The 19,998-nt window shown below is 65.2% G+C and carries 19 protein-coding genes; 9 read left to right on the top strand and 10 right to left on the bottom strand.

The genetic code is table 11. From position 1 onward, the window contains the following. Positions 1-630: 630 nt before the first annotated feature. The gene (locus FQK05_RS15725) at positions 631-1,242 is read left to right on the top strand and encodes a CHRD domain-containing protein (protein ID WP_158968475.1); all 612 of its coding nucleotides are present in this window, start codon (positions 631-633) and stop codon (positions 1,240-1,242) included. Between the two features lie 1,194 nt (positions 1,243-2,436). Here FQK05_RS15725 and FQK05_RS15715 read toward each other — a convergent pair. The 8 genes from FQK05_RS15715 to FQK05_RS15680 form a co-directional block, all read right to left on the bottom strand. After that, positions 2,437-3,420 (bottom strand): peptidase C39 family protein, encoded by a 984-nt coding sequence (locus FQK05_RS15715; RefSeq protein ID WP_158968473.1) that lies wholly within the window; start codon positions 3,418-3,420, stop codon positions 2,437-2,439. A gap of 18 nt (positions 3,421-3,438) precedes the next feature. Beyond that, on the bottom strand, positions 3,439-4,485 hold the full coding sequence (locus FQK05_RS15710) for an ABC transporter ATP-binding protein (protein ID WP_158968471.1): 1,047 nt from the start codon (positions 4,483-4,485) through the stop codon (positions 3,439-3,441). After that, positions 4,482-5,519 carry an ABC transporter ATP-binding protein gene (locus FQK05_RS15705; RefSeq protein WP_199252684.1) on the bottom strand — a complete coding sequence of 346 codons (1,038 nt, stop codon included), beginning with the start codon at positions 5,517-5,519 and terminating at the stop codon, positions 4,482-4,484. The genes FQK05_RS15710 and FQK05_RS15705 overlap by 4 nt, the downstream gene beginning before the upstream one ends. Continuing rightward, complete coding sequence (locus tag FQK05_RS15700; RefSeq protein WP_158968469.1) at positions 5,516-6,379, bottom strand: ABC transporter permease; 864 nt, start codon at positions 6,377-6,379, stop codon at positions 5,516-5,518. Before FQK05_RS15700 ends, FQK05_RS15705 begins: the two co-directional genes overlap by 4 nt. After that, positions 6,379-7,317: an ABC transporter permease gene (locus tag FQK05_RS15695; RefSeq protein WP_158968467.1), complete on the bottom strand. Its 939-nt coding sequence runs from the start codon at positions 7,315-7,317 to the stop codon at positions 6,379-6,381. The genes FQK05_RS15700 and FQK05_RS15695 overlap by 1 nt, the downstream gene beginning before the upstream one ends. 58 nt (positions 7,318-7,375) lie before the next feature. Next, complete coding sequence (locus FQK05_RS15690; RefSeq protein ID WP_199252683.1) at positions 7,376-9,004, bottom strand: ABC transporter substrate-binding protein; 1,629 nt, start codon at positions 9,002-9,004, stop codon at positions 7,376-7,378. 170 nt (positions 9,005-9,174) lie between these two features. Next, positions 9,175-10,098, bottom strand: coding sequence for a LysR substrate-binding domain-containing protein (locus FQK05_RS15685; RefSeq protein ID WP_158968465.1), 924 nt, complete (start codon positions 10,096-10,098; stop codon positions 9,175-9,177). A 115-nt stretch (positions 10,099-10,213) separates the two neighbouring features. Further along, positions 10,214-10,768, bottom strand: coding sequence for a TetR/AcrR family transcriptional regulator (locus FQK05_RS15680; protein WP_158968463.1), 555 nt, complete (start codon positions 10,766-10,768; stop codon positions 10,214-10,216). Positions 10,769-10,875: 107 nt separating this feature from the next. Here FQK05_RS15680 and FQK05_RS15675 point away from each other — a divergent pair, with 107 nt between their 5' ends. Beyond that, the gene (locus FQK05_RS15675; RefSeq protein WP_158968461.1) at positions 10,876-11,403 is read left to right on the top strand and encodes a PaaI family thioesterase; all 528 of its coding nucleotides are present in this window, start codon (positions 10,876-10,878) and stop codon (positions 11,401-11,403) included. 18 nt (positions 11,404-11,421) lie between these two features. Here the strand turns inward: FQK05_RS15675 and FQK05_RS15670 are convergent, their stop codons facing one another. Beyond that, complete coding sequence (locus tag FQK05_RS15670; RefSeq protein ID WP_158968459.1) at positions 11,422-12,633, bottom strand: polyhydroxyalkanoate depolymerase; 1,212 nt, start codon at positions 12,631-12,633, stop codon at positions 11,422-11,424. Between the two features lie 104 nt (positions 12,634-12,737). Between FQK05_RS15670 and FQK05_RS15665 the strand changes: the two genes are divergently transcribed. The 4 genes from FQK05_RS15665 (at position 12,738) to FQK05_RS15650 (ending at position 16,095) form a co-directional block, all read left to right on the top strand. Continuing rightward, positions 12,738-13,394 carry a glutathione S-transferase family protein gene (locus FQK05_RS15665; protein WP_158968457.1) on the top strand — a complete coding sequence of 219 codons (657 nt, stop codon included), beginning with the start codon at positions 12,738-12,740 and terminating at the stop codon, positions 13,392-13,394. Between the two features lie 123 nt (positions 13,395-13,517). Further along, positions 13,518-14,552, top strand: a complete 1,035-nt coding sequence (alr, locus tag FQK05_RS15660; RefSeq protein ID WP_158968455.1) for an alanine racemase — start codon at positions 13,518-13,520, stop codon at positions 14,550-14,552. A gap of 17 nt (positions 14,553-14,569) precedes the next feature. Then, positions 14,570-15,352, top strand: coding sequence for an MlaE family ABC transporter permease (locus FQK05_RS15655; RefSeq protein ID WP_158968537.1), 783 nt, complete (start codon positions 14,570-14,572; stop codon positions 15,350-15,352). Further along, positions 15,349-16,095, top strand: a complete 747-nt coding sequence (locus FQK05_RS15650; RefSeq protein ID WP_158968453.1) for an ABC transporter ATP-binding protein — start codon at positions 15,349-15,351, stop codon at positions 16,093-16,095. Before FQK05_RS15655 ends, FQK05_RS15650 begins: the two co-directional genes overlap by 4 nt. Positions 16,096-16,130: 35 nt before the next feature. Here FQK05_RS15650 and FQK05_RS15645 read toward each other — a convergent pair whose 3' ends face one another. Then, the gene (locus FQK05_RS15645; RefSeq protein WP_158968451.1) at positions 16,131-16,298 is read right to left on the bottom strand and encodes an SRPBCC family protein; all 168 of its coding nucleotides are present in this window, start codon (positions 16,296-16,298) and stop codon (positions 16,131-16,133) included. A 476-nt stretch (positions 16,299-16,774) separates the two neighbouring features. On the opposite strand from FQK05_RS15645, the gene FQK05_RS15640 reads away from it, so the two are divergent. The 3 genes from FQK05_RS15640 to radA all read left to right on the top strand — a co-directional run bounded on the left by FQK05_RS15640 (position 16,775) and on the right by radA (position 19,984). Further along, positions 16,775-17,884: a porin gene (locus FQK05_RS15640; RefSeq protein WP_158968449.1), complete on the top strand. Its 1,110-nt coding sequence runs from the start codon at positions 16,775-16,777 to the stop codon at positions 17,882-17,884. A gap of 245 nt (positions 17,885-18,129) precedes the next feature. After that, positions 18,130-18,603, top strand: coding sequence for a paraquat-inducible protein A (locus tag FQK05_RS15635; RefSeq protein ID WP_199252682.1), 474 nt, complete (start codon positions 18,130-18,132; stop codon positions 18,601-18,603). 16 nt (positions 18,604-18,619) lie between these two features. Continuing rightward, positions 18,620-19,984: a DNA repair protein RadA gene (radA, locus tag FQK05_RS15630; protein WP_158968445.1), complete on the top strand. Its 1,365-nt coding sequence runs from the start codon at positions 18,620-18,622 to the stop codon at positions 19,982-19,984. The last annotated feature ends 14 nt before the right edge of the window (positions 19,985-19,998 follow it).

The raw sequence follows: 19,998 nt of genomic DNA, 5'->3' as shown, positions 1-19,998 counted from the left end.
GTTGAAGACGACATGGCCTTCATGGGTGATCCCGTGAACCTGAAAGACATTCTTGGCCAGATCCAGGCCGACTGTTGTAACCTTCATGCGGATGGCTCCTCTCGCAGCAGACAATGACATCTGTACTATGGCGCATTGCGACGCCGATGGAGCAGGAGCCATCCACTCCATCAGGTATGGGGAAGCCGCGCTGCGGCAACGGTGATCCTGGCCAAGGTCGGCTTCGGGCCGGGGTCTGCCGGGCGAAGACGCTCAACTGTCCGGGCGGCGCATGGCACAGGCCGGGGGGCCGCTCGACGTCAGCTGTTGATATCTGAAGCCGATGCTGCGGACTCAGGCCCCTTCGTATGAGGGCCGAGCCCAATCGCCCAGGCCCAGGCGCGTGTCCAGTGCGGCGTGGTCGGCCAACTGAAATGCCCTCGATCTTCAGGCCTCTTCCTTCAGCCAATTCCGACCTGACAAACACACTATCTGCTCCTCGCCGTGCCTATGGTGCATCAGGCTGGACGAAGCCTCACCCGCTGACATCTAAGGGGTGTGGGTCACGGCCGTCATACTGTGGCAAAGACGATTTCTTAAACATTTCAAGATCAGGATGTGAGGCCACACAGGCTACCCCAGGAGCTGATCATGAAAAGCCATCAGTCTGTTCTTCGAGTTCTCGCGATACCTGCACTTTCAGTCTTCGCACCTCATCTGCTCGCCGCCGAAATTGTGCATGCGAACTCGCACCTTTCGAGCGATCACGAAATTGCCGCGCATTGGGGGTCCTCGCTTGCCGCAAGCGGCCAGGCAATGATCGAGATTGAACCGGCCACGGGCATCCTCCGGTATCTTCGCGTTGACGTGGACGGCCTCGCACCTGACGAGCTTGCGCATGCGGGTCCAAATGGCGCCCTCGGTCCGATCCACTTTCACAACTACCCCCAGGGAGGTCCTCAGTTCTTTGTCCAGCAACTGCCCGGCACGATCTCGGCCACGGAACGCGGCCTCAGGCTGGAAGTCACCGACTGGAAGATGGATGCGCCAATGGTCGGCCAAGAGAGAGGTTTGACGGCCGCCTTCGTGATCCAGGAAATCTTGGATGGAAATGCCTATATCGGCCTCCACACAACTCATACGGCGTGCCCTCAAAACCGTGCCACTGGACTTGAGAACTCCTGCGCAGCACCGGGGACTGCGATCTCGGGACACATCCAGGTACTGACGCAAGCCGACCAGGAGACACTTCCAAAGCAATAGGGCCTCAAGCTGAAGTTACCTATTGGCCTTGAGGGGAAGCTGTTCGGCAGGGTGCTGGCTCGAAAAAACTGTGCCGGCTCCCTGCCAGGCCAGCCGATCTCCGATCAAGAGGTGAAAGCTACAGACGTCCACAAATGTCCGCTTCGGAGGATACAGAGGACGGGCTCCATAGTTCAGACCAATGTTCGCTTTGGAGCCGCAGCACGCCCTGCTGCATGTCCACTTCCTGCGCACAGCCGTCGCTCCGCCCATTTCATGCTGCGAGTGCAACGATCAGGACTATTTCCTGCACACCAGACGCTGCGACCGCCTGCGATCCCGGGTGTGAGACGAACAGCCGGTTCGACGGGCCACGGTGCGGAAAAGCTGGTGCAGGTCGAACGGCGGAAATGGCACCCCGACGCTGGCAGGCGCCGGGGCGTCTGGTCCATCGGCCAGACGATTTTCGCCCGCTACTCGAGCGATTTCGCTCAGCCCGAGAGCCGAGAGCCGAGAGCCGAGAGCCGAGAGCCGAGAGCCGAGAGCCGAGAGCCGAGAGTAGGACGAGCTGTTACAGAGCAACAACCGCCAAACCGGCCAGTGCGACCAGCGACCCGAGACTGACCAACGTGAAGAAGGCGCGGGTTTGGTAGGGCGGTTTCGGCGCGAAGCACTTGCCGCAATGGTCGCGTCGAAGCCTCATCCTGTGGCCGCAATCACGACACTTGAATACTCTTAAAGCCATCTGAAAATGCCATCTCTGGTTCTAATGCGCCTTTGCAGGCGGGACGTGGCCCATTGCTGGCGAGACGATGAGCGACCCGTAGATCCCCACAATGGAAACCTCAAACGGAATCGAACCAACTCCGGAAATACTAAACAGATTGGTTCACATTCGATTGGAAACTGGGCGCTTCTGTTGCTTTGTTGGCAAAGAAGGAACCCCGCCGCCTGCCCCGCACCACGGATCAGCTTCAGAAGGTCTGCTTCGTCGATGGACAAGGGAAACTGGAGGCAGATCCCGCCCACGTACAGGTGAGCTGAGCCTGCTGAGCTATTAGCTGCAGCGGTAGTTTGGGGCGCCGCCGGAGCGACAGTCGGTTCGACTGATACCTGCGCGAAGGCTGGCCCATCATCGCCCACCATTCCCCGACAAAGAGTGCAGATGCGGGCGGGCCTGTGCTGCGCCCGGGATGGTGCCGGGCGCGCGCGGGATCAGCGCAGGATCAGGACCGCGTGTCGGGCCGGATCGCCCCAGGCCCCCATGCGATAGAGGACCTCGCCCCGGATCGGGATGCAGTCGACATCGGCAAGAGTTTCTAGGTCGCGGGGTTCCAGCCATGGATCGTTGACCAGAAACAGCCCGTCCCGCGCAGCGTGGACCAGGATCCAGTGCGGCGCGTGGTGGTCGTGGGTCAGGATCTGGTCGATCAGCAAGATCGCCATGGCCCCGCCTTCGACGGCCGCCGTCAGGTCCGCCAGCGGCAGGTGACCGGCCGTGACCTTCAGGCCCTGTTCCGCCACCTGTTCCTTGAACTCCTTCTGCACGAAGGTCACCAGGTCGCGCTTTTCTTCCGACGTCACGCGGTCCAGCAGGATCGGGCCCGGGGCATCGAAGAAAAGTTCCGCCGTCAGCCCGCGCTTCGTCGCCGCCAGCAACATGCCGTAGGGATCGCATCCACCGGGGCCGTTCAGGCTGACGACCGAGGTCGCCTCGCGCCAGAGCGCGATTTCATCGTGGCGGCTGACCTCTGGCGCCAGGGCAGAAAGAAGCGCGACCGGTCCGCAGGTAAAGCCGGTCGACTGGTTGTACTGCGCCACCGGATGGACCAGCGGGATCGGAGCGATCAGCCAGCGCTGCGCATAGTTGCGGCCCGTGTCTTCCATCTTGAGCGCGGAAATCGCCGCGGACTGGTCGGGCGTGGCGCGCAGAAGGGCGGCGTCGCGGCGCGTGGCTTCGTCTACCACGCCACGGGCCAGGGCTTCGCCCATGTCGGCGGGGGCGGACCAGCCCGTGACATGGATGACCTCGGCCGTCCGGCGCTGACGCAGGACAGCCCAGGCCAGGGGCGCGCCGTCGGGGCCGGTGATGGCCACAGCGCTGATACGGGCTTGGTCGGGCAACTGGGGCTGGGCGGCACCTTCGGGCAGATGTTCCAGCGGGATGGGACGGGCCTTGAGGGCGATGGTCTCTGACATTGGGGGCTCCGGGTGGTGTCAGGCGGCAGTCTGTGCGGCAGCGGCTGCGCGGTAGAGGTCGATGGCCGACTGCAGGCGCGCGGCCGGCCGGGGTTTCTGCACATGGTAGGTGGGCAACGAGTCGGCCAGGTGGCAGGCGACGCGCACCGGGCCTTCGCCCGTCAGCGGCGGGTCGACCTCGGCGCAGAGTTTCGTGGCATGGGGGCAGCGGGTGCGGAACCGACAGCCGGTGGGCAGCGCCAGGGGGCTTGGCACCTCGCCCGTCAGGGCCAGGCGGTCGGGGGCGGCGCCCGGCACCGGTTCCGGCGTGGCCGAGATCAGCGCGCGGGTATAGGGATGGCGCGGACGGGCAAAAAGATCCGCGGCCGGGCCTTCCTCGACAATGCGGCCCAGATACATGACCGCCACCCGGTCCGAGATGTGGTGAACCAGCGACAGACCGTGCGAGATGAACAGAAGACTGACGCCGGTCCGCGCCTGGATTTCCTTCAGCAGGTTCGCGATCTGGGCCTGGACCGATACATCGAGGGCCGACACGGCTTCGTCCGCGACGATCAGCTTCGGATCGGTCGCAAGGGCGCGGGCGATGGCCACGCGCTGGCGCTGTCCGCCCGACAGCGCGTGCGGGTAGCGCTGGGCCACGCCTTCGGGCAGACCGACAAGGCGCAACAGTTCCGCGACACGCGCGGGCGCCGTGCGACGAGTGGCGAGGCCATGCAGCAGCGCGGGTTCGGCAATCAGCTCGCCCACGCTCATCTTCGGGTTCAGCGCGCCGAAGGGATCCTGCATGACGATCTGGATCTGCCGCGCGCGGGCCTTGCCCCGGCCGGGCTGGTCGCCGTCGAACAGGATCGTGCCGACGGTGGCGGGCAAAAGGCCGGCCACGATCCGGCCCAGGGTGGACTTGCCGCAGCCGGATTCGCCGACCAGCGCCAGCGTTTCGCCCTGCCCGACCGCCAGGTCGATGCCGTCCAGCGCCGTCAGGATGCGCTTGCTGGCAAAGAAGCCCCGGGCCAGGTTGAATTCTTTGCGGATGCCGCGAAGTTCGAGCAGCGGGGCGGTCATGTGGCACCTCCAAGCGTTTCGATCAGGGGCGCGTTGTGGCAGGCCGACATCTGGCCGGGGCGGACTTGGCGCAAGGCCGGCCGGTCCGTCAAGCAGGCACCGGCTGCAAAGGGGCAGCGCGGGTGAAAATGGCAGCCCGGCGGCATGACCCGCGGGTCCGGGACGGTGCCTTGGATCGGCAGCATGGGTTCGCCACGGGCGTTCATCTGCGGCATCGACCCCAGCAGCCCCACCGTGTAGGGATGTTCGGGACTGGAAAAGAGCGCCGCCGACGGCGCGGTTTCCACAAGACGTCCGGCATAGAGCACGGCCACCCGGTCGGCCATTTCCGCCACCACGCCCATGTCGTGGGTGATGAAGAGCGTGGCCGTACCCGTCTCCCGCGCAAGGTCCCGGATCAGGTCCAGGATCTGGGCCTGCACGGTCACGTCCAGCGCCGTGGTCGGTTCGTCGGCGATCAGCAGCCGCGGGCGATGGACCAGCGCCATGGCGATCAGCGCGCGCTGGCGCATGCCGCCCGACAATTGGTGCGGGAACGCCTCCGCCCGTTCGGCGGGCGCCGGGATGCCAGTGGCGGCCAGCGCCTCGATGGCGCGGGTGCGGGCCTTCCGGACGGGGATGTCCTCGTGCAGGCGGATCGCCTCGACGATCTGGTCGCCGATGCGGCGGACCGGGTTCAGGGCCGTGGCCGGTTCCTGGAAGATCATCGACATGCCCGTGCCCCGCAGCGCACGAAAGTCGCGTTCGGTGATGGCGGTCAGGTCGCGGCCTTCGAAGGTCAGGCTGTCCGCCTCGATCCGCGCTGTGCCAGGCAGCAGGCCCATCAGGGCCAGCGACAGGACGGACTTGCCGGATCCGCTTTCGCCGACGACGGCCAGCGTTTCGCCAGGGGCAAGGGTCAGGTCGACGGCATCCAGCGCGCGCAGCGGGCCCTGGTCGGTCGCGAAGGTGACCGTCAGCCCCTGCGCGACAAGCAGCGGGTCGGGTCGGGTGATGTCGGTGGTCAGCATCGTGTCCTGGGGCATGTGCTTCATGAGGCCCTCCGGTCGGCGGCATCGCGCAGGGCATCGCCCAGCATGTTCACCGGCAGCACGATCAGGAAGATCAGCGCCGAGGCGGCGAAGGACACGTGCGGCGCGATGAAGAGGAAGGACCGGCCTTCCGCGGCGATGGAGCCCAGCTCCGCCGTGGGCGGTTGCAGACCCAGCCCAAGGAACCCCAGCGCGGCGGCCAACAGCACGGCGTCGCCGAAGGCCAGCGTCGTATAGGTCAGGATCGGGGCATAGGCATTGGCCAGCAGATAGCGGCTCATCAAGGTCCGGTCCGGCAGGCCGATCACGCGGCCGCCGTCGATATAGTCCTGCGCCATGACCGACAGCGCGGCCCCGCGCGATATCCGGGCGATACCTGGCATGATCGACAGGCCGATGGCCAGGATCAGACTGTCGAGGCCCGGGCCCATCATCGCCGCCAGCGACAGGCCAAAGAGGATCGACGGGAAGGACAGCATCACGTCCACCAGCCGCATCAACGGATTGTCGAGCCGGCTGTAAAACGCGGCCAGAAGGCCGATGGTCCCGCCGACGAGGGCGGCAAAAGTCACGCCCGCCAGCCCCAGCATCAGAGTCGTCCGGGCGCCGTACATCAGCCGCGTGGCCAGATCCCTGCCTTGCGAATCCGTGCCCAGCCAATGGGCGGCGCTGGGCGGCTTCAGCCGCATGCGCAGCGCGGTCTCGTAGGGGTCATAGGGGCTGATCATGGGGCCGATCAGGGCGAACAACAGCACTGCCAGCAGGACCGTCACGGCGATCAGCATGGTCGGGTTGGCGCGCATGCGGCGCCAGGTGCGGCCGGCGGACCCGGCGGCCACCTCGGTCATGGACATATCGCTCATCATCGCCCCCGAAGCCGCGGGTCGGCCAGTTCCGACAGGACGTCGACGGCCACGTTCACAAGAATGAAGGCGGTGGCCAGGAACAGGATCGCCCCTTGCGCCATCGGATAGTCGCCGGTGGTGATCGCGTTGACGGCCAGCCGGCCGACGCCGGGCCAGGAAAAGATGGTTTCCGTCACCACGGCCCCGCCCATCAGCGATCCGACCTGAAGGCCCACCAGCGTGATGATCGGCAAAAGCGCGGTGCGCAGCGCATGGCCCAGCACCACGCGCACGGGCCCTGCCCCCTTGGCCCGCGCGGTGCGGACATGGTCGGCATTCAGCGCCTCGGACAATGTCGTGCGGGTCATCCGCGCGACCGGCCCCAGCAGGATCAGCCCAAGCGCGGTGGCCGGCAGGATCACGTGGGGAAAGCCGTCGGGCGTGAAGATCGGACCGGCGCGGCCCTGGATCGGAAAGGCCCGGGTCTTGGCCGCGAACTGCACCAGCAGAAGACCCACCCAGAAGACGGGAATGGACACGCCCATGACCGAAACGGCCATGACCACCCTGTCCAGCATGCCACCGCGCCGCAGGGCGGCCACGATGCCCAGGCACAGGCCCAGTGGCAAGGACCAGATCATCGCGGCACACATCAGTTCCAGCGTTGGGCCGGCGGCACCGATGATCTGTTCGAATACAGAGGCGGAGTTGATGATCGACTGCCCAAGATCCCCCTGCACCACACGGGACAGATAAAGGGCGAACTGCACCATGACCGGCTTGTCCAGGCCCAGGTGGCGGCGGATCGCCTCGATCTCGGCCTCGGTGCCCTGGGCACCGGCGATGGCCGCGGCGGGATCTGCCGGCATCACCTGAAGCATCAGGAAGCCGACAAGAAGAACGCCCAGAAGGACGAAAAGCGATATCAGAAGGCGATGGGCCAGGCGTCCGGCCATGTCTTTACCTCTAGTCGTGGAAACCGGGACCGGGCGCGCTGCCCGGTCCCGGGTCGTGTCACTTCAGCTTCAGGTTCAGGCCGCTGTCGAAGACGGCGCCCGACAGGCCGGCGGGCACGAAGGCCTCCAGCCGGGGACCCGCGATCACGATCGGCGTTTCCTCGACCGTGGGCTTCCACAGCACGGCTTCGTGTACGTGGCGCGTCAGTTCCTCGAAGGCCGCGGCGCGGTCTTCCGGCGTGATCGCCGCGTTGCCGGCAGCCATCAGCTTGTCCGTTTCCGGGTCGTTCCACATCATCCGGTTGGGTGACGGGATCGAGGCCGAGTTGAAGTAGAGGTTCAGCGCATCGCCGGCCGAGACATAGGGATAGGACATCTCGTAGAGGTCATATGTCTCCTCCCGCAGCTTGCCCCAGATCGCGGTGGAATCGTAGTTCTCGACGTCCAGCGCGATACCGACCTTGGCCAGGTCGCCCTGCACCGCCTGCCCGATATCGAGCGACAGCGCCTCGTTGAAGCCATAGTAGGTCAGCTTCAGCGGCTGGCCGTCCTTTTCCCAGATCCCGTCGGCGCCCATGGTGAACCCCGCCTCGGTCAAGAGTTCCTTGGTCTTTTCCGGGTCATAGGTGAAGGCCGAGGTATCGGTGTCCGCCGGATAGTCCAACACGTTCTTGGCGAAGTAGGACTCGGTCGGCTGGGCCAGCCCGAAATACAGCGCCTCGGCCTGGGCCTCCTGGTCGATGGCATGAGCCACGGCTTCGCGCACCCGGATATCGTCCATGAACGGGCGCGACGTCTTGAAGCCGATATAGCTGGTCCGATAGGACGATTCCGGCGTCAGGATCTGCACGGTCGGGTCGGCCTCGAACTGGGCGATGGCCCATTTCGGCACAGTATAGGACGCGTCGACCTCGCCCGCGGGGATCGTGGCGACCAGCGTCGCGGCCTCCGGCACGATCTTCCAGATCACCTTGTCGACGTAAGCGGGTCCGGCATTGCCCAGTTCCGGCGCACCCCAGTTGTATCCGTCATGCTTCGTCAGCACGACCTCGTCCCGGGGCTTCCAGCTGTCCAGGCAGAAGGGCCCGGTGCCGTTGAAGCCGGTGACGCCGAAATCGTCGCCCAGGGCCGCGGCCTGGTCGGGGTCGATCATGATGAAGTTGAAATTGGCCATCTGGTACAGCAGGTTCGACGACGGTACCTTCAGTTTGTAGACGACCGTAAGGTCGTCGGCCGCGGTCACGCTGTCGACTTCGCCCGCGCGCCAGGTGCTGACATGGGGCGCGTCCGGCTTCAGCCAGCGGTCCATCGTGCCCACAACGTCATTCGCGGTGAAGGGCTTGCCGTCGCAGAAGGTCACGCCGTCCTTCAGGTGGAAGGTATAGGTCAGGCCATCCTCGGACACGTCCCAGCTTGCCGCCAGTTCCGGCAGGACGGTCTTCTGGTCGGGGCTCAGCGTCACCAGCGTGTCGCCGATCATCTGCAGCACCTCGGCAGCTGCTAGGGCGGAACTGCGGTGCGGATCATAGCGGTCGGCGTCCAGCGTCCGGCCCAGCGTCACGGTGCCTTCGGCCGATACCGCAAGCGGCGCCGCGGCCAGCGCGGCGGTGAGAGCGAAAGGAACAAGACGCGACGGCTTGCGGGCTCGCATGCCCAAAGACCCCCGCGCGACGGCGAAGTCGTTCATTTGGTTCTCCTGTTGGCGGTCCCGCCCCGTTCCCGGGCACCGGGTTCCGTTACCTGCCGGTCAGCGACCTGGGGGCAGCTCCGGCTGCAGGCAGGCCGATTTCGCCTGCCGCTGTCCTGAATCCGTAGCCCTTGGTGCGGCCAAGCGCCAAACGATAAAACAGCGCAAGTTCATTCCCGAATGGAATGACCGGAATCGGTGGTACGTTCATCCGGCCGCGGGATGACTTCGCCGAACAGCCAGTTTTTGAAGGCCAGAAGTGCCGGATGATGGGCTTTCCCCTCGGGATAGGCCAGATAGTAGCTTGCGGGGGAGGTCATGCCGCGGCGGAAGGGTTGGACGATTTTGCCGGCTTCCAGATCTTCAGTTGCCATGAAAGTGGGCACCAGCCCGATACCGTGCCCGTTGGCGACGCATCTTATAATCATGTCGAACTGTTCAAAGCGACTGCCGCGGAAGGCGTTCACGTCCTCGATCCCGCCTTCATTCAGCCAGTTCTGCCAGTCGTGATGCCGCGCGCGGTGGTGCAGCAGCGGCAGGCGCCCCAGGGCGGACAGGTCCCCGGGCACCACCTGCCCCGGCGCACAGACGGTGATCATCTCTTCCCCGAACAGCCGAACCGACGGTCCGCCCTGCCAGGGTGCGGGACTGTAGAGGATCGCAGCGTCGGTGTTTTCCTGCCGGAAATCGAAAGGCCATTTCCGCGCCGTGACATTCAGCGAGATCCGCGGATGGCTGTCGGCAAAGCGCGCCAGACGCGGGGCCAGCCAGTAATGTCCGAAGGACGGCAGCGTGGCCAGGTTGAAGGTGGTGGCGTGCGGCCGCAGCGACAGCGTTTCCACCGTCGCCTCGTCCATGATCTCCAGCGCTGTCCGCACGCGGGCCAGGAAATGCTCGCCCGCCTCGGTCAGGACGATGCGCTGGCGGACACGTTCGAACAGCTTGATGTCCATCCAGTCTTCCAGCCCCGCGATGCGCTTGGACACGGCGGACTGGGACATGTTCAGTTCTTCCGCCGCACGGGTGAAGCTTCCATGGCGCGCCGCCGCCTCGAAGGCGGTCAGCGACGGCAGCGGCGGCAGGACATGGCGCAATTGAACTCACCCGGAAAAAGCGTCGGACCTTCGTGCGACGCCGGACATCCTTCGGTCATACTGCATTTGCCGGGCCATGCCATACGCCATCGTCGCGTCGGACCGTTCCTGGCCCCTAACGGCCGGAACCCTCGTCTGTCCGTGCGGCGTTCAGGATTTCGTCCGCCAGAGGATCTTCGCCCACGGCGCGGGCCAGGATCACGGCACCGACCATGGTCGACAGCTGGTGCAGCGCTGCGTCGCGGTCCAGCCCCGCGAGCTGAAGCTGCCCGGCCATCGCGCCAATTCCACCGGCAAAGGCCGACTGGACCTCTGGCCCCTGCCGCGCAGCTTCGGCGGCCAGGGTCGCCAGGCTGCACCCGTCGGCCGGATCGTCGACATGGGCCCTGGAGACATAGAAGTCGCGGAAGGCGCGCACTGGATCCTTGCCGTTCCGGGCCATCACCTTGGACCAGCGGCGCAGGTTCTCGGCCAGGGCGGCGCGCGTCGCCTCGACCACCAGGGCCTGCTTGTCCGCGAACTGCTTGTAAAACCCGCCATGGGTCAGGCCCGCGACCTTCATCAGCCCGGATATTCCGATCCCGTCATAGCCCTGTTCGCGGAACAGCCGCGACGCGGTCTCGACCACGCGCTTTCTGTTCCCTTCGGCGACATCCCGGCTGACACGCATGGCATCCCCCCTCTTTGGATGATGATCCAAATCTATCTTGACCCGGATTAGATTGCATCCATAATCTAAAAGGACAATCGACGCCCCATCCAGCCGGAGATCCAAGGATGACCCAGCCCGCCCTTGCCCAGACAGAACCCGCCTTTACCCCGGCGCCCTTCCCACAGATCGAATTCGGCGTGGCCCGCCCGGAGCAGGTGGCCGGCATGACCGGGCTGGAAACGCTGCGCGCGGTGGTCGAAGGGCGCCTGCCCGCCCCGCCGATGGCACAGACGATGCAGCAGTGGATCCATCACCTGGACCACGGACTGGCGGAATTCAGGGGAAACCCGGCCGTCGCCTATCTGAACCCTATGGGGATCGTGCATGGCGGCTGGACCATGGCGCTGCTGGACAGCGCACTGGGCTGCGCCGTCCACACGGTGCTGGCGCCGGGCGAAACTTTTTCCAGCCTGGGGACAGAGGTGAAGTTCAACCGCCCCGTCACCCACAAGACCGGGCAGGTGCGCGCGGTGGCAACGGTGCTGAGCCGCGGCCGCAGGACCGCCACGTCCGAGGCGCGCGTGACCGACATGGACGGCCGTCTGCTGGCCACGGGGACCACGACCTGCTTCATCGAAAGCCGGGGCGCATAAGCCCCCGGCCCCGATCTGTCAGTGCATTGCCAGGATGGTGTTGCGGACGATCGGATAGATCTCGTTGTCCCACTTGCGGCCGTTAAAGACGCCGTAGTGGCCGACATTGGCCTGCAGGTGGTGCCGCTTCAGGTGCGGGCGCAGGGACGAACACAGGTCGTGGGCCACGCTGGTCTGGCCCATGCCGCAGATGTCGTCGCGCCCGCCTTCGACCGTCAGAAGCGCCGTGTTCCGGATTGCGGCCGGGTTCACGGTACGCCCCTTGTACTGGAACGTCCCCTGCGCCAGTTGCGCCTGCTGGAAGATCCGGTCGATCGTTTCGATATAGAACTCCTCGGTCAGGTCCAGGACCGCGAAATATTCGTCGTAGAAGTCCTTGATCCTCCTGGCTTCCTCGATCTCGCCCTTGGCCAGGCAGTCGTAAAGCTTGCGGTGCTGCGCCTTGTGTCGGTCCATGTTCATGGTCATGAAGGCCGTCAGTTGCACGAAGCCGGGATAGACCTTTCGCCCGCCACCGGGATAGCGGAACGGCACCGTGGCGATCACGTTCTTCTTGAACCAGTCCAGCGGCTTGTCGAAGGCCAGTTTGTTCACCTCGGTCGGGCTTTCGCGCACGTCGATTGGGCCCGCCATCAGCGTCATGGACAGGGGCGTTGCCGGGTTCCTGTCCTCGGCCATGACCGCCACGGCCGCCAGCGCCTGCACGCAAGGCTGGCAGACGGCGACGATGTGGCTGTTCGGGCCCAGTTCCTCCATGAACCGGATGATGTACTCGATATACTCCTCCACCCCGAACGTGCCCGCCGCACGCGGGACATCGCGGGCGTTCTTCCAGTCTGTGATATAGACGTCGTGATCGCGCAGCAGCGTCTTGACGGTGCCGGCCAGAAGCGTCGCGAAATGGCCCGACAGCGGTGCGGTCAACAACACCTTGGGCTGGGGCGTGTCCATGTCGCGCTTGAAGCGCAGAAGCTGGCCGAACGGCATGTCCAGCACCACCTCCTCGGTCACCGGAACCTCGCGGTTGCCGACGCTCGCGGACCGGATCCCGAAGGACGGCCGCGTATGGGTCAGCCGGAACCGCGTCAGCATCTCCATCATTGCTGCATTGCGGCGCAGAACGCTGCCAAACGGGCCGGCCGAATTGGGGCTGAAGGACAGGCCGAATTGGGCAGATGTTCGCAAAGGGGTGACGAAATCATCAAGCCCTTGATAAATTGCGTAAAGCACGGCGTTCTTTGCTCCTGTTCTCTGAAAAAACGCTAGCCAGACGGCGACCCGAGTGCGACAACAAAAATCGGAAAATCGCTGCAGTGCCGCGATAAGGGGGACCAATGGCCGACGCAACGCTCACTATTTCATCAAAAAACTACTCCTCCTGGTCGTTGCGCGGCTGGCTGCTGTGCAAGATGTCGGGCATCGGATTCGCGGCTGAACACGTGGATCCCGACGATGCCGCCAACCGGCAGGAGCTACTTCTGCTGTCCCCTTCGGTCCGCGTGCCGCGCCTGATGATCGGTGATGTCGCCGTCTGGGACACGCTGGCGATTGCCGAATACCTGAACGAAAGCTTCCCCGACGCAGGCCTCTATCCGGCCGATGTCGCGGCCCGCGCCCTGTGCCGGTCGGTTTCGGGCGAGATGCATTCCGGTTTTCACAACCTGCGTTCGGCCCTGCCGATGAACCTGAAATCCCAGCACCAGCGGTTCAAGATCTTCTCGGGCGCGCGGCCGGATATCGAGCGTGTGAAGGAAATCTGGCACCAGTGCCTGAACGCATCGGGCGGGCCGTTCCTGTTCGGCGCGACGCCGACGGTGGCTGACGCCATGTATGCCCCGGTCTGCACCCGCTTCAAGACCTACTCGGTCGAGCTGGACGAGGCGCTGGACGCCTATGTCGCCACCATCCTCGACTGGTCGCTGATGAAGGAATGGACCGAGGGCGCCCTGGCCGAACCGGAAGAGATCATCGAACTGGAAGTCGAGTTCTGATCCAGTCGCCCCACCGGCGACCTGCCGGGTTGCCGGCATTGGAACGGGGCTGGGACGGGCGGACGCACGCTGTGCGGCGCACTGGCCCTTGACCCTGCCGGCCATCCTGTCAAGAACGTCGCCATGAGCACCGGCCATCTGACCATCGACCTCGACGCCATCGCCGCCAACTGGCGGTCGCTGGACGCCCAGACCGCCAGCGAAACCGCCGCCGTCGTGAAGGCCGATGCCTACGGGCTTGGGGCCGGACGCGTGGCCGCCAAGCTGGCCGCTGCCGGCGCGCGCAGTTTCTGCGTCGCGGCAACCGAAGAAGGCGCGGCCGTCCGCGCCGCCATCGGACCCGGCCCAGCGATCTATGTCTTTTCCGGACACATGATCGGCGACACATCGCTTGTTCGCGATAACGCCCTGACACCGCTAATCAATTCGGTCGACCAGATGCTGCGCCATGTCGAAGCGCTGCCCGGTCATCCCTTCGGGATCCAGCTGGACACCGGCATGAACCGTCTGGGGTTGGAGCCGTCGGAATGGTCCGCCCTGCGCGCCATCGCGCTGGACCTGAAGCCTGCGCTGATCATGTCGCACCTGGCCTGCGCCGACGAACCGTCGCACCCGATGAATGCCCAGCAATTGGCCGCCTTCGTCGAGATGACGGCCGATATCGATGCGCCGCGGTCGCTGTCGGCGACGGGCGGCATCCTGCTGGGCCCGGACTATCACTTCGACATGACCAGGCCGGGCGTCGGTCTGTACGGCGGGGCACCTTTCGACGCGGCGATCCCGGTCGTCACGCTGGACATCCCCGTGATTCAGACCCGCGACGTCGCCCCGGGCGAAACGGTGGGTTACGGCAATACCTTCACCGCGACGCGGCCAAGCCGGATCGCCACGATTTCAGCGGGTTACGCCGACGGGCTGCACCGCGCACTGGGGAACGGGCTGATGGTCTTTTCCGGCGACGTCGCCTGCCCGGTGGCGGGTCGCGTGTCGATGGACCTGATCACCGTCGACATCACCGACCTGGGCCACGACCCCGACACGCTGACCCTGCTGAACGCCCGTCAGGGCGTCGATGCAGTGGCGGCCGTCGGCGGCACGATCGGCTATGAAATTCTGACCGCGCTGGGTGCGCGCTATGCCCGGAGCTATGCCGGATGAGTTCCGAAGGCCTTTCCCTGAACCCACTGGCCCTTCTGGCGGCCCTTGGCCGTTGGGCCATCTCGGCCGTGGCAGCCGTCGGTCGCATGGCGATCTTCGCCTTCGGCGCGATCAGTCATATCCTGCGCCCGCCCTTCTATTGGCGCGAGATCGGGAATGCCTTCCTGAATATCGGCTGGCTGTCGCTGCCGGTGGTGGCGCTGACCGCGATCTTTACCGGCGGTGCGCTGGCGCTGCAGATCTATGCCGGCGGCGCACGCTTCAGCGCCGAAGCCGTCGTGCCCCAGATCGTCGCCATCGGCATGGTCCGCGAACTGGGCCCCGTGCTGGTGGGCCTGATGATCGCGGCGCGCGTCACCTCGTCCATCGCGGCCGAAATCGCCACGATGAAAGTGACGGAACAGATCGACGCGCTGGTGACGCTGTCCACGCATCCGATGAAATACCTGATCGCCCCCCGCGTTCTGGCCGGTATCGTCACCGTGCCGCTGCTGGTGGGGATTGGCGACATCGTCGGCATCGCGGGCGGCTACGCGGTGGCGGTCTACAGCCTTGATTTCAACTCGGCGACATATCTGAAGAACACGGTCAACTTCCTGGAAAGCCTCGACGTGATCTCGTCGCTGGTCAAGGGCTGTGCCTTCGGGTTGATCGCGACGCTGATGGGATGCTTCTACGGCATGAATTCGGGACGCGGCGCGCAAGGCGTCGGCCGGGCCACCAAGGGCTCGGTCGAGGCGGCGGCCATCCTGATCCTGGCCGCCAATTTCCTGCTCACGGGGGTGTTCTTCTCGGTATGATCGTGATGGAGGACATCCACAAGGCCTTCGGGTCCAACCGCGTGCTGCGCGGCATGAACCTGAACATCGAAACAGGCACGTCGATGGTGATCATCGGCGGGTCCGGCACCGGGAAATCGGTGGCGCTGAAATGCATCCTGGGACTGGTAACGCCGGACAAGGGCCGGATCCTGGTCGATGGCCAGGACGCGTCCAAGGGCGACCGTGACGCGTTCCTGGCACGCTTCGGCATGCTGTTCCAGGGCGCGGCGCTATTCGATTCCCTGCCCGTCTGGCAGAATGTGGCCTTTCGCCTGCTGCGTGGCAGCCTGAAGCGGCCCAAGGCCGAAGCCTATGAAATCGCAGTGGAAAAGCTGCGCCGCGTGGGGCTGAAGCCAGACGTCGCCGAACGGTTCCCGGCGGAACTGTCGGGCGGCATGCAGAAACGCGTGGGCCTGGCGCGCGCCATCGCGGCCGATCCCGAGATCATCTTCTTCGACGAACCGACCACCGGGCTCGACCCGATCATGTCGGGCGTGATCAACGAACTGATCCGCGAGATCGTGACGGAAATGGGGGCGACGGCCATGACCATCACGCACGACATGTCCTCTGTCCGGGCGATTGCCGACAACGTGGCCATGCTACACGACGGCGTGATCCAGTGGACCGGCCCAGTGGCGGAGATGGACCATTCCGGCGATCCCTATCTGGAACAGTTCATCAACGGCCGCGCCGAAGGCCCGATCGAGGCGGTGCGCTAGGGTTCACCCCGCTTCGGCACGAGCCTTGAAGGCTTTCAGGATCGCTGCCAGTCGTCCATTTTCATCTGAAGCGAATGCGATGTGTCGACATCGACCACAGTCGTGGACGGCGTGCCGCCCACGACCGGCGCGAAGGTCGTCAGGACATCGCGACCGCCCGGCATTGCACAGGCCAGCTTACCGCCCCGGGATCGCCTTGTCATGGACAGCCTCCAAATCGAAGCCACAGCCACCCTCCTATGCTTCCGTTCGTGCGACCCAGGTTCCGCCGGACAGCATTGGTCGTCCGAGGCGAAGCCCCACCGCGGGATATGGACCGGATCGGTGCAGCAGTCCCAGGTGCGAACACCAGATCAAGTAATTTAATAATATATTTCAAAATCTTCACGGACATTCGTGAACAATTCCACGGGCCAATGCGGCATCATGCCTGTGGTCGGCAGAACCGCGTCAGCTTCTGCGGCGCACCTCCCTGAACCGTCAACCCTGAACCGTCAACTGCCCCACCAACAAACAGCGGATTTCGCGGCTCTCGCCGCCGCAGCCAGGTTGCAATTCGTGCAAGACGGGCGATGCAGGGCCACTGGCCGTCCCTGGACTTGCCATCGGGCCGCTCCGCCTCGTATGGTCCTGATAAGTCGCACTTAGTGCCCATTTTCAAATAACTGACCTAAGCTGCATGTTCCATGGACACCATCGCCTTGCCCCGCTTTTGCTGATCGCGGGTGCCATCGGCACGCCGGCGCTGGGCGGGCCGACCTTCAAGAGCGCCTCTGGCGGGTCCGTCACATTCAGCGGCAGTTTCAACCCGGGCTATTTCCGCTTCGACGACGGCGTCGGCAGCTATACAGAGCTTGCGGACAACGCCACCAACGACAGCTTCGTCAACATGCAGGTCACCCAGCCGCTGGGCGCGGGGCTGACCTTCGGGTTCGATTTCCAAACCTATTTCGGCTTCAGGTCGTCTTCGGACATCGGCCAGGGCGACGTGCCCGAACCGCTCGACTGGGACCGCACGGATATCCAGATCCTGGCGTTTTCGCTGTCGGGCGCCTTCGGCACGCTGTCGGCCGGCCAGGGAAAGCTGGCAGGCTACGGGGCATCGGGCACGGATTTCGGCCAGACCGTGAACGTGACCGAGCTGTCCTTCGATTCGAACTTCGGCGGCTATGCCTTCCGAACCGGCGCCGGAGCGCTGTCGGAGGTGACGGTGAACGATGCCTTCCCGACCTTCGACTGGATCGCGGCTGGCCGCGTCCGATATGACACGCCGACCACCCGCGGGGTGCAGTTCAGCGTCTCGTGGGGTCAGGACATCCTGGATCCGGACGACGACACCACCTACCTGTCCGCGGCCGCGACTTACCAGGCCAAGCTGGCCGGCGGACAGATCGGCGCGGCGCTGGCCACGTATCGCGCCGAAGACACCGGCAACGGCGATTTCACCGCCACCTATGGCTCTGCCAGTTACCTGTCGGCCGGCAACGTCGTCTTCACCCTTGGCGCCGGCACCCAAAGCGGCAGCGGCAGTTTCAGCTATGCAAAGTTGGGCTACAACGCCGACTGGCTGCACGCCGGCACCACTGCGCTGGCGGTCGACTATTACCGGGGCAACGACTTTGTCACCGATGGATCGGAATCCTCGTCCTGGGGCGTGGGGGTTTCCCAATGGGTGGCCGACGGCAATATGCAGATCTATGCCGGGTATCGCCAGTTCGCCTATGACCAGCCCGGAGCCAGCTTTCTGGACGCGACCGGCGTTGTTCTGGGGTTTGCCTATAACTGGTAAGTGGCTGATCGAACGGCATTTCTCCTCCGATCCCGCTGCGGCGCATTCTGCCGCGCGGACCGCCGACAGCCGGACCGGCGTTTGCACCTGACCGACAGAACCGCCTTTGCGGACGGGTCCGGAAAATCCTGCGCGAAATCCGGCCCTGGTCCGGGTCACCCAGCGCCCGGGATGGGGCGCCACATCTTGTGCCCGGTCCAGTTCACGTCCACATGTCGCCGGCATATCCGCCACGATGGGGTCACATGCTGCTGTTCCTTCGCATCTTCACCGCAGCGCTGCTGGTCCTGTACCCGCTGGCCTGGTTCGCGCCGCTGATCCGGGCCGGACTGCTGCCGCTGTTCGGGATGTCCGAAATCTCGGTGGTCAGCGGCCTGCAGAAGCTGTGGCAGACCGACCTTTTCCTGGCGCTTGCCGTGGCGCTTTTCGCCATCGTTGCGCCGATCGTGAAGACCGTGGCGCTGCTGTTGCTTCAGATGCACAGTGCCGAACGGTGGCTGCTGCCCGCCACCCATTTCCTGGGCCGGCTGGCCATGGCCGACATTTTCCTGATCGCGCTATACGTCACCATCTTCAAGTCGATCAGCATCGGCCGGATCGAGGTGGGCTGGGGCCTATACCTTTTCACCTTCTGCGTCGTTGCCGGGATCGTCGTGGGCCACCTGACCGAACGCGTACTGGATCGGCATGCGGCCCCCTTGCTTGCACCGGCGGATTAAGGCACAGGGTCGCCCCATGGCCAAGTCGCCCAGTTTTTCCTGCTCTGCCTGCGGCGCCGTCCATTCGAAGTGGTCGGGCCGGTGCGAGGCATGCGGCGAATGGAACACCATCGTCGAGGATACGCCCCTGTCGGCCGGGCCCGCCACGGCCTCGCTGGGATCCAAACGCGGCCGTGCCCTGCCCCTGACCGACCTGAATACCCGTGCCGCGCCCCCGCCCCGGACAATGTCCGGGATCGAGGAGCTGGACCGCGTGCTGGGCGGCGGGCTGGTCGATGGTTCCGCGATCCTGGTCGGCGGCGATCCGGGCATCGGCAAATCGACGCTGCTGCTGCAGGCTACGGCCCATTTCGCGTCTCAAGGTCTGGGCACGCTTTACATTTCGGGCGAGGAAGCGGTGGCGCAGGTGCAGATGCGCGCGCGCAGGCTTGGCCTTGCGGAAGCCCCGGTGCAACTGGCCGCCGCCACCGATCTGCGCGACATTCTGACGACCCTGGACGAGGTGAAGCCGCGGCTTGCCGTGATCGATTCCATCCAGACGCTGTGGTCCGACCAGGTGGGATCGGCGCCCGGGTCTGTCAGCCAGGTCCGCGCCGCGGCCCATGAACTGACCGCCTTTGCCAAACGGCGCGGCGTGTCCGTCATCCTGGTCGGCCATGTCACCAAGGACGGCCAGATCGCCGGCCCGCGCGTGGTCGAACACATGGTCGACACGGTGCTCTATTTCGAGGGCGAGCGTGCCCACCAGTTCCGGATCCTGCGCGCGGTCAAGAACCGCTTTGGCCCCGCGGACGAGATCGGCGTGTTCGAGATGACGGGCCGCGGGCTGGAAGAGGTGCGCAATCCGTCCGCCCTGTTCCTGTCCGGCCGTGGTCAGCCCGCCGCCGGATCGGTGGTCTTTGCCGGGATCGAAGGCACCCGGCCGGTGCTGGTCGAACTGCAGGCGCTGGTCGCGCCCACCCCCCAGGCCCAGCCGCGCCGAACGGTCGTCGGATGGGATGGTGGAAGACTGGCGATGATCCTTGCCGTGCTGGAGGCACGCTGCGGCATCCCCTTTACCGGGCTTGATGTCTACCTGAACGTCGCGGGCGGTCTGAAGATCAGCGAACCGGCCGCCGACCTGGCCGTCGCGGCTGCCCTTTTAAGCGCGCGCGAAGATGTCGCGCTGCCGGCCGAGACGGTTGTCTTCGGGGAAATCAGCCTGTCCGGCGCGCTTCGTCCGGCGTCGCAAACAGAAAACAGGTTGAAAGAAGCCCGAAAACTTGGTTTCTCGCAGGCGATCGCGCCTTCAGCGGGAAAGACCCCGCTGGACGGGGCGATCACGGTGACGGTACCGGCGGATCTGGCCAGCTTCGTGGGGGAAACCTTCGGGGCCGGCTGACACCGACAGCCAGA

The sequence above is a fragment of the Chachezhania sediminis genome, from assembly GCF_009765275.1.
GTDB classification, from domain to species: domain Bacteria; phylum Pseudomonadota; class Alphaproteobacteria; order Rhodobacterales; family Rhodobacteraceae; genus Chachezhania; species Chachezhania sediminis.
The sequence above is the reverse complement of the archived record's forward strand: the minus strand, read 5'-3'. Positions and strand labels throughout refer to the sequence as shown.

Excerpts from the sequence above, each read along its gene's own strand:
- FQK05_RS15725 (WP_158968475.1), top strand. The coding sequence starts at position 631 with ATGAAAAGCCATCAGTCTGTTCTTCGAGTTCTCGCGATACCTGCACTT.
- FQK05_RS15715 (WP_158968473.1), bottom strand. The coding sequence starts at position 3,420 with ATGTCAGAGACCATCGCCCTCAAGGCCCGTCCCATCCCGCTGGAACAT.
- FQK05_RS15710 (WP_158968471.1), bottom strand. The coding sequence starts at position 4,485 with ATGACCGCCCCGCTGCTCGAACTTCGCGGCATCCGCAAAGAATTCAAC.
- FQK05_RS15705 (WP_199252684.1), bottom strand. The coding sequence starts at position 5,519 with ATGAAGCACATGCCCCAGGACACGATGCTGACCACCGACATCACCCGA.
- FQK05_RS15700 (WP_158968469.1), bottom strand. The coding sequence starts at position 6,379 with ATGAGCGATATGTCCATGACCGAGGTGGCCGCCGGGTCCGCCGGCCGC.
- FQK05_RS15695 (WP_158968467.1), bottom strand. The coding sequence starts at position 7,317 with ATGGCCGGACGCCTGGCCCATCGCCTTCTGATATCGCTTTTCGTCCTT.
- FQK05_RS15690 (WP_199252683.1), bottom strand. The coding sequence starts at position 9,004 with ATGAACGACTTCGCCGTCGCGCGGGGGTCTTTGGGCATGCGAGCCCGC.
- FQK05_RS15680 (WP_158968463.1), bottom strand. The coding sequence starts at position 10,768 with ATGCGTGTCAGCCGGGATGTCGCCGAAGGGAACAGAAAGCGCGTGGTC.
- FQK05_RS15675 (WP_158968461.1), top strand. The coding sequence starts at position 10,876 with ATGACCCAGCCCGCCCTTGCCCAGACAGAACCCGCCTTTACCCCGGCG.
- FQK05_RS15665 (WP_158968457.1), top strand. The coding sequence starts at position 12,738 with ATGGCCGACGCAACGCTCACTATTTCATCAAAAAACTACTCCTCCTGG.
- alr (WP_158968455.1), top strand. The coding sequence starts at position 13,518 with ATGAGCACCGGCCATCTGACCATCGACCTCGACGCCATCGCCGCCAAC.
- FQK05_RS15650 (WP_158968453.1), top strand. The coding sequence starts at position 15,349 with ATGATCGTGATGGAGGACATCCACAAGGCCTTCGGGTCCAACCGCGTG.
- FQK05_RS15645 (WP_158968451.1), bottom strand. The coding sequence starts at position 16,298 with ATGACAAGGCGATCCCGGGGCGGTAAGCTGGCCTGTGCAATGCCGGGC.
- FQK05_RS15640 (WP_158968449.1), top strand. The coding sequence starts at position 16,775 with ATGTTCCATGGACACCATCGCCTTGCCCCGCTTTTGCTGATCGCGGGT.
- FQK05_RS15635 (WP_199252682.1), top strand. The coding sequence starts at position 18,130 with ATGCTGCTGTTCCTTCGCATCTTCACCGCAGCGCTGCTGGTCCTGTAC.
- radA (WP_158968445.1), top strand. The coding sequence starts at position 18,620 with ATGGCCAAGTCGCCCAGTTTTTCCTGCTCTGCCTGCGGCGCCGTCCAT.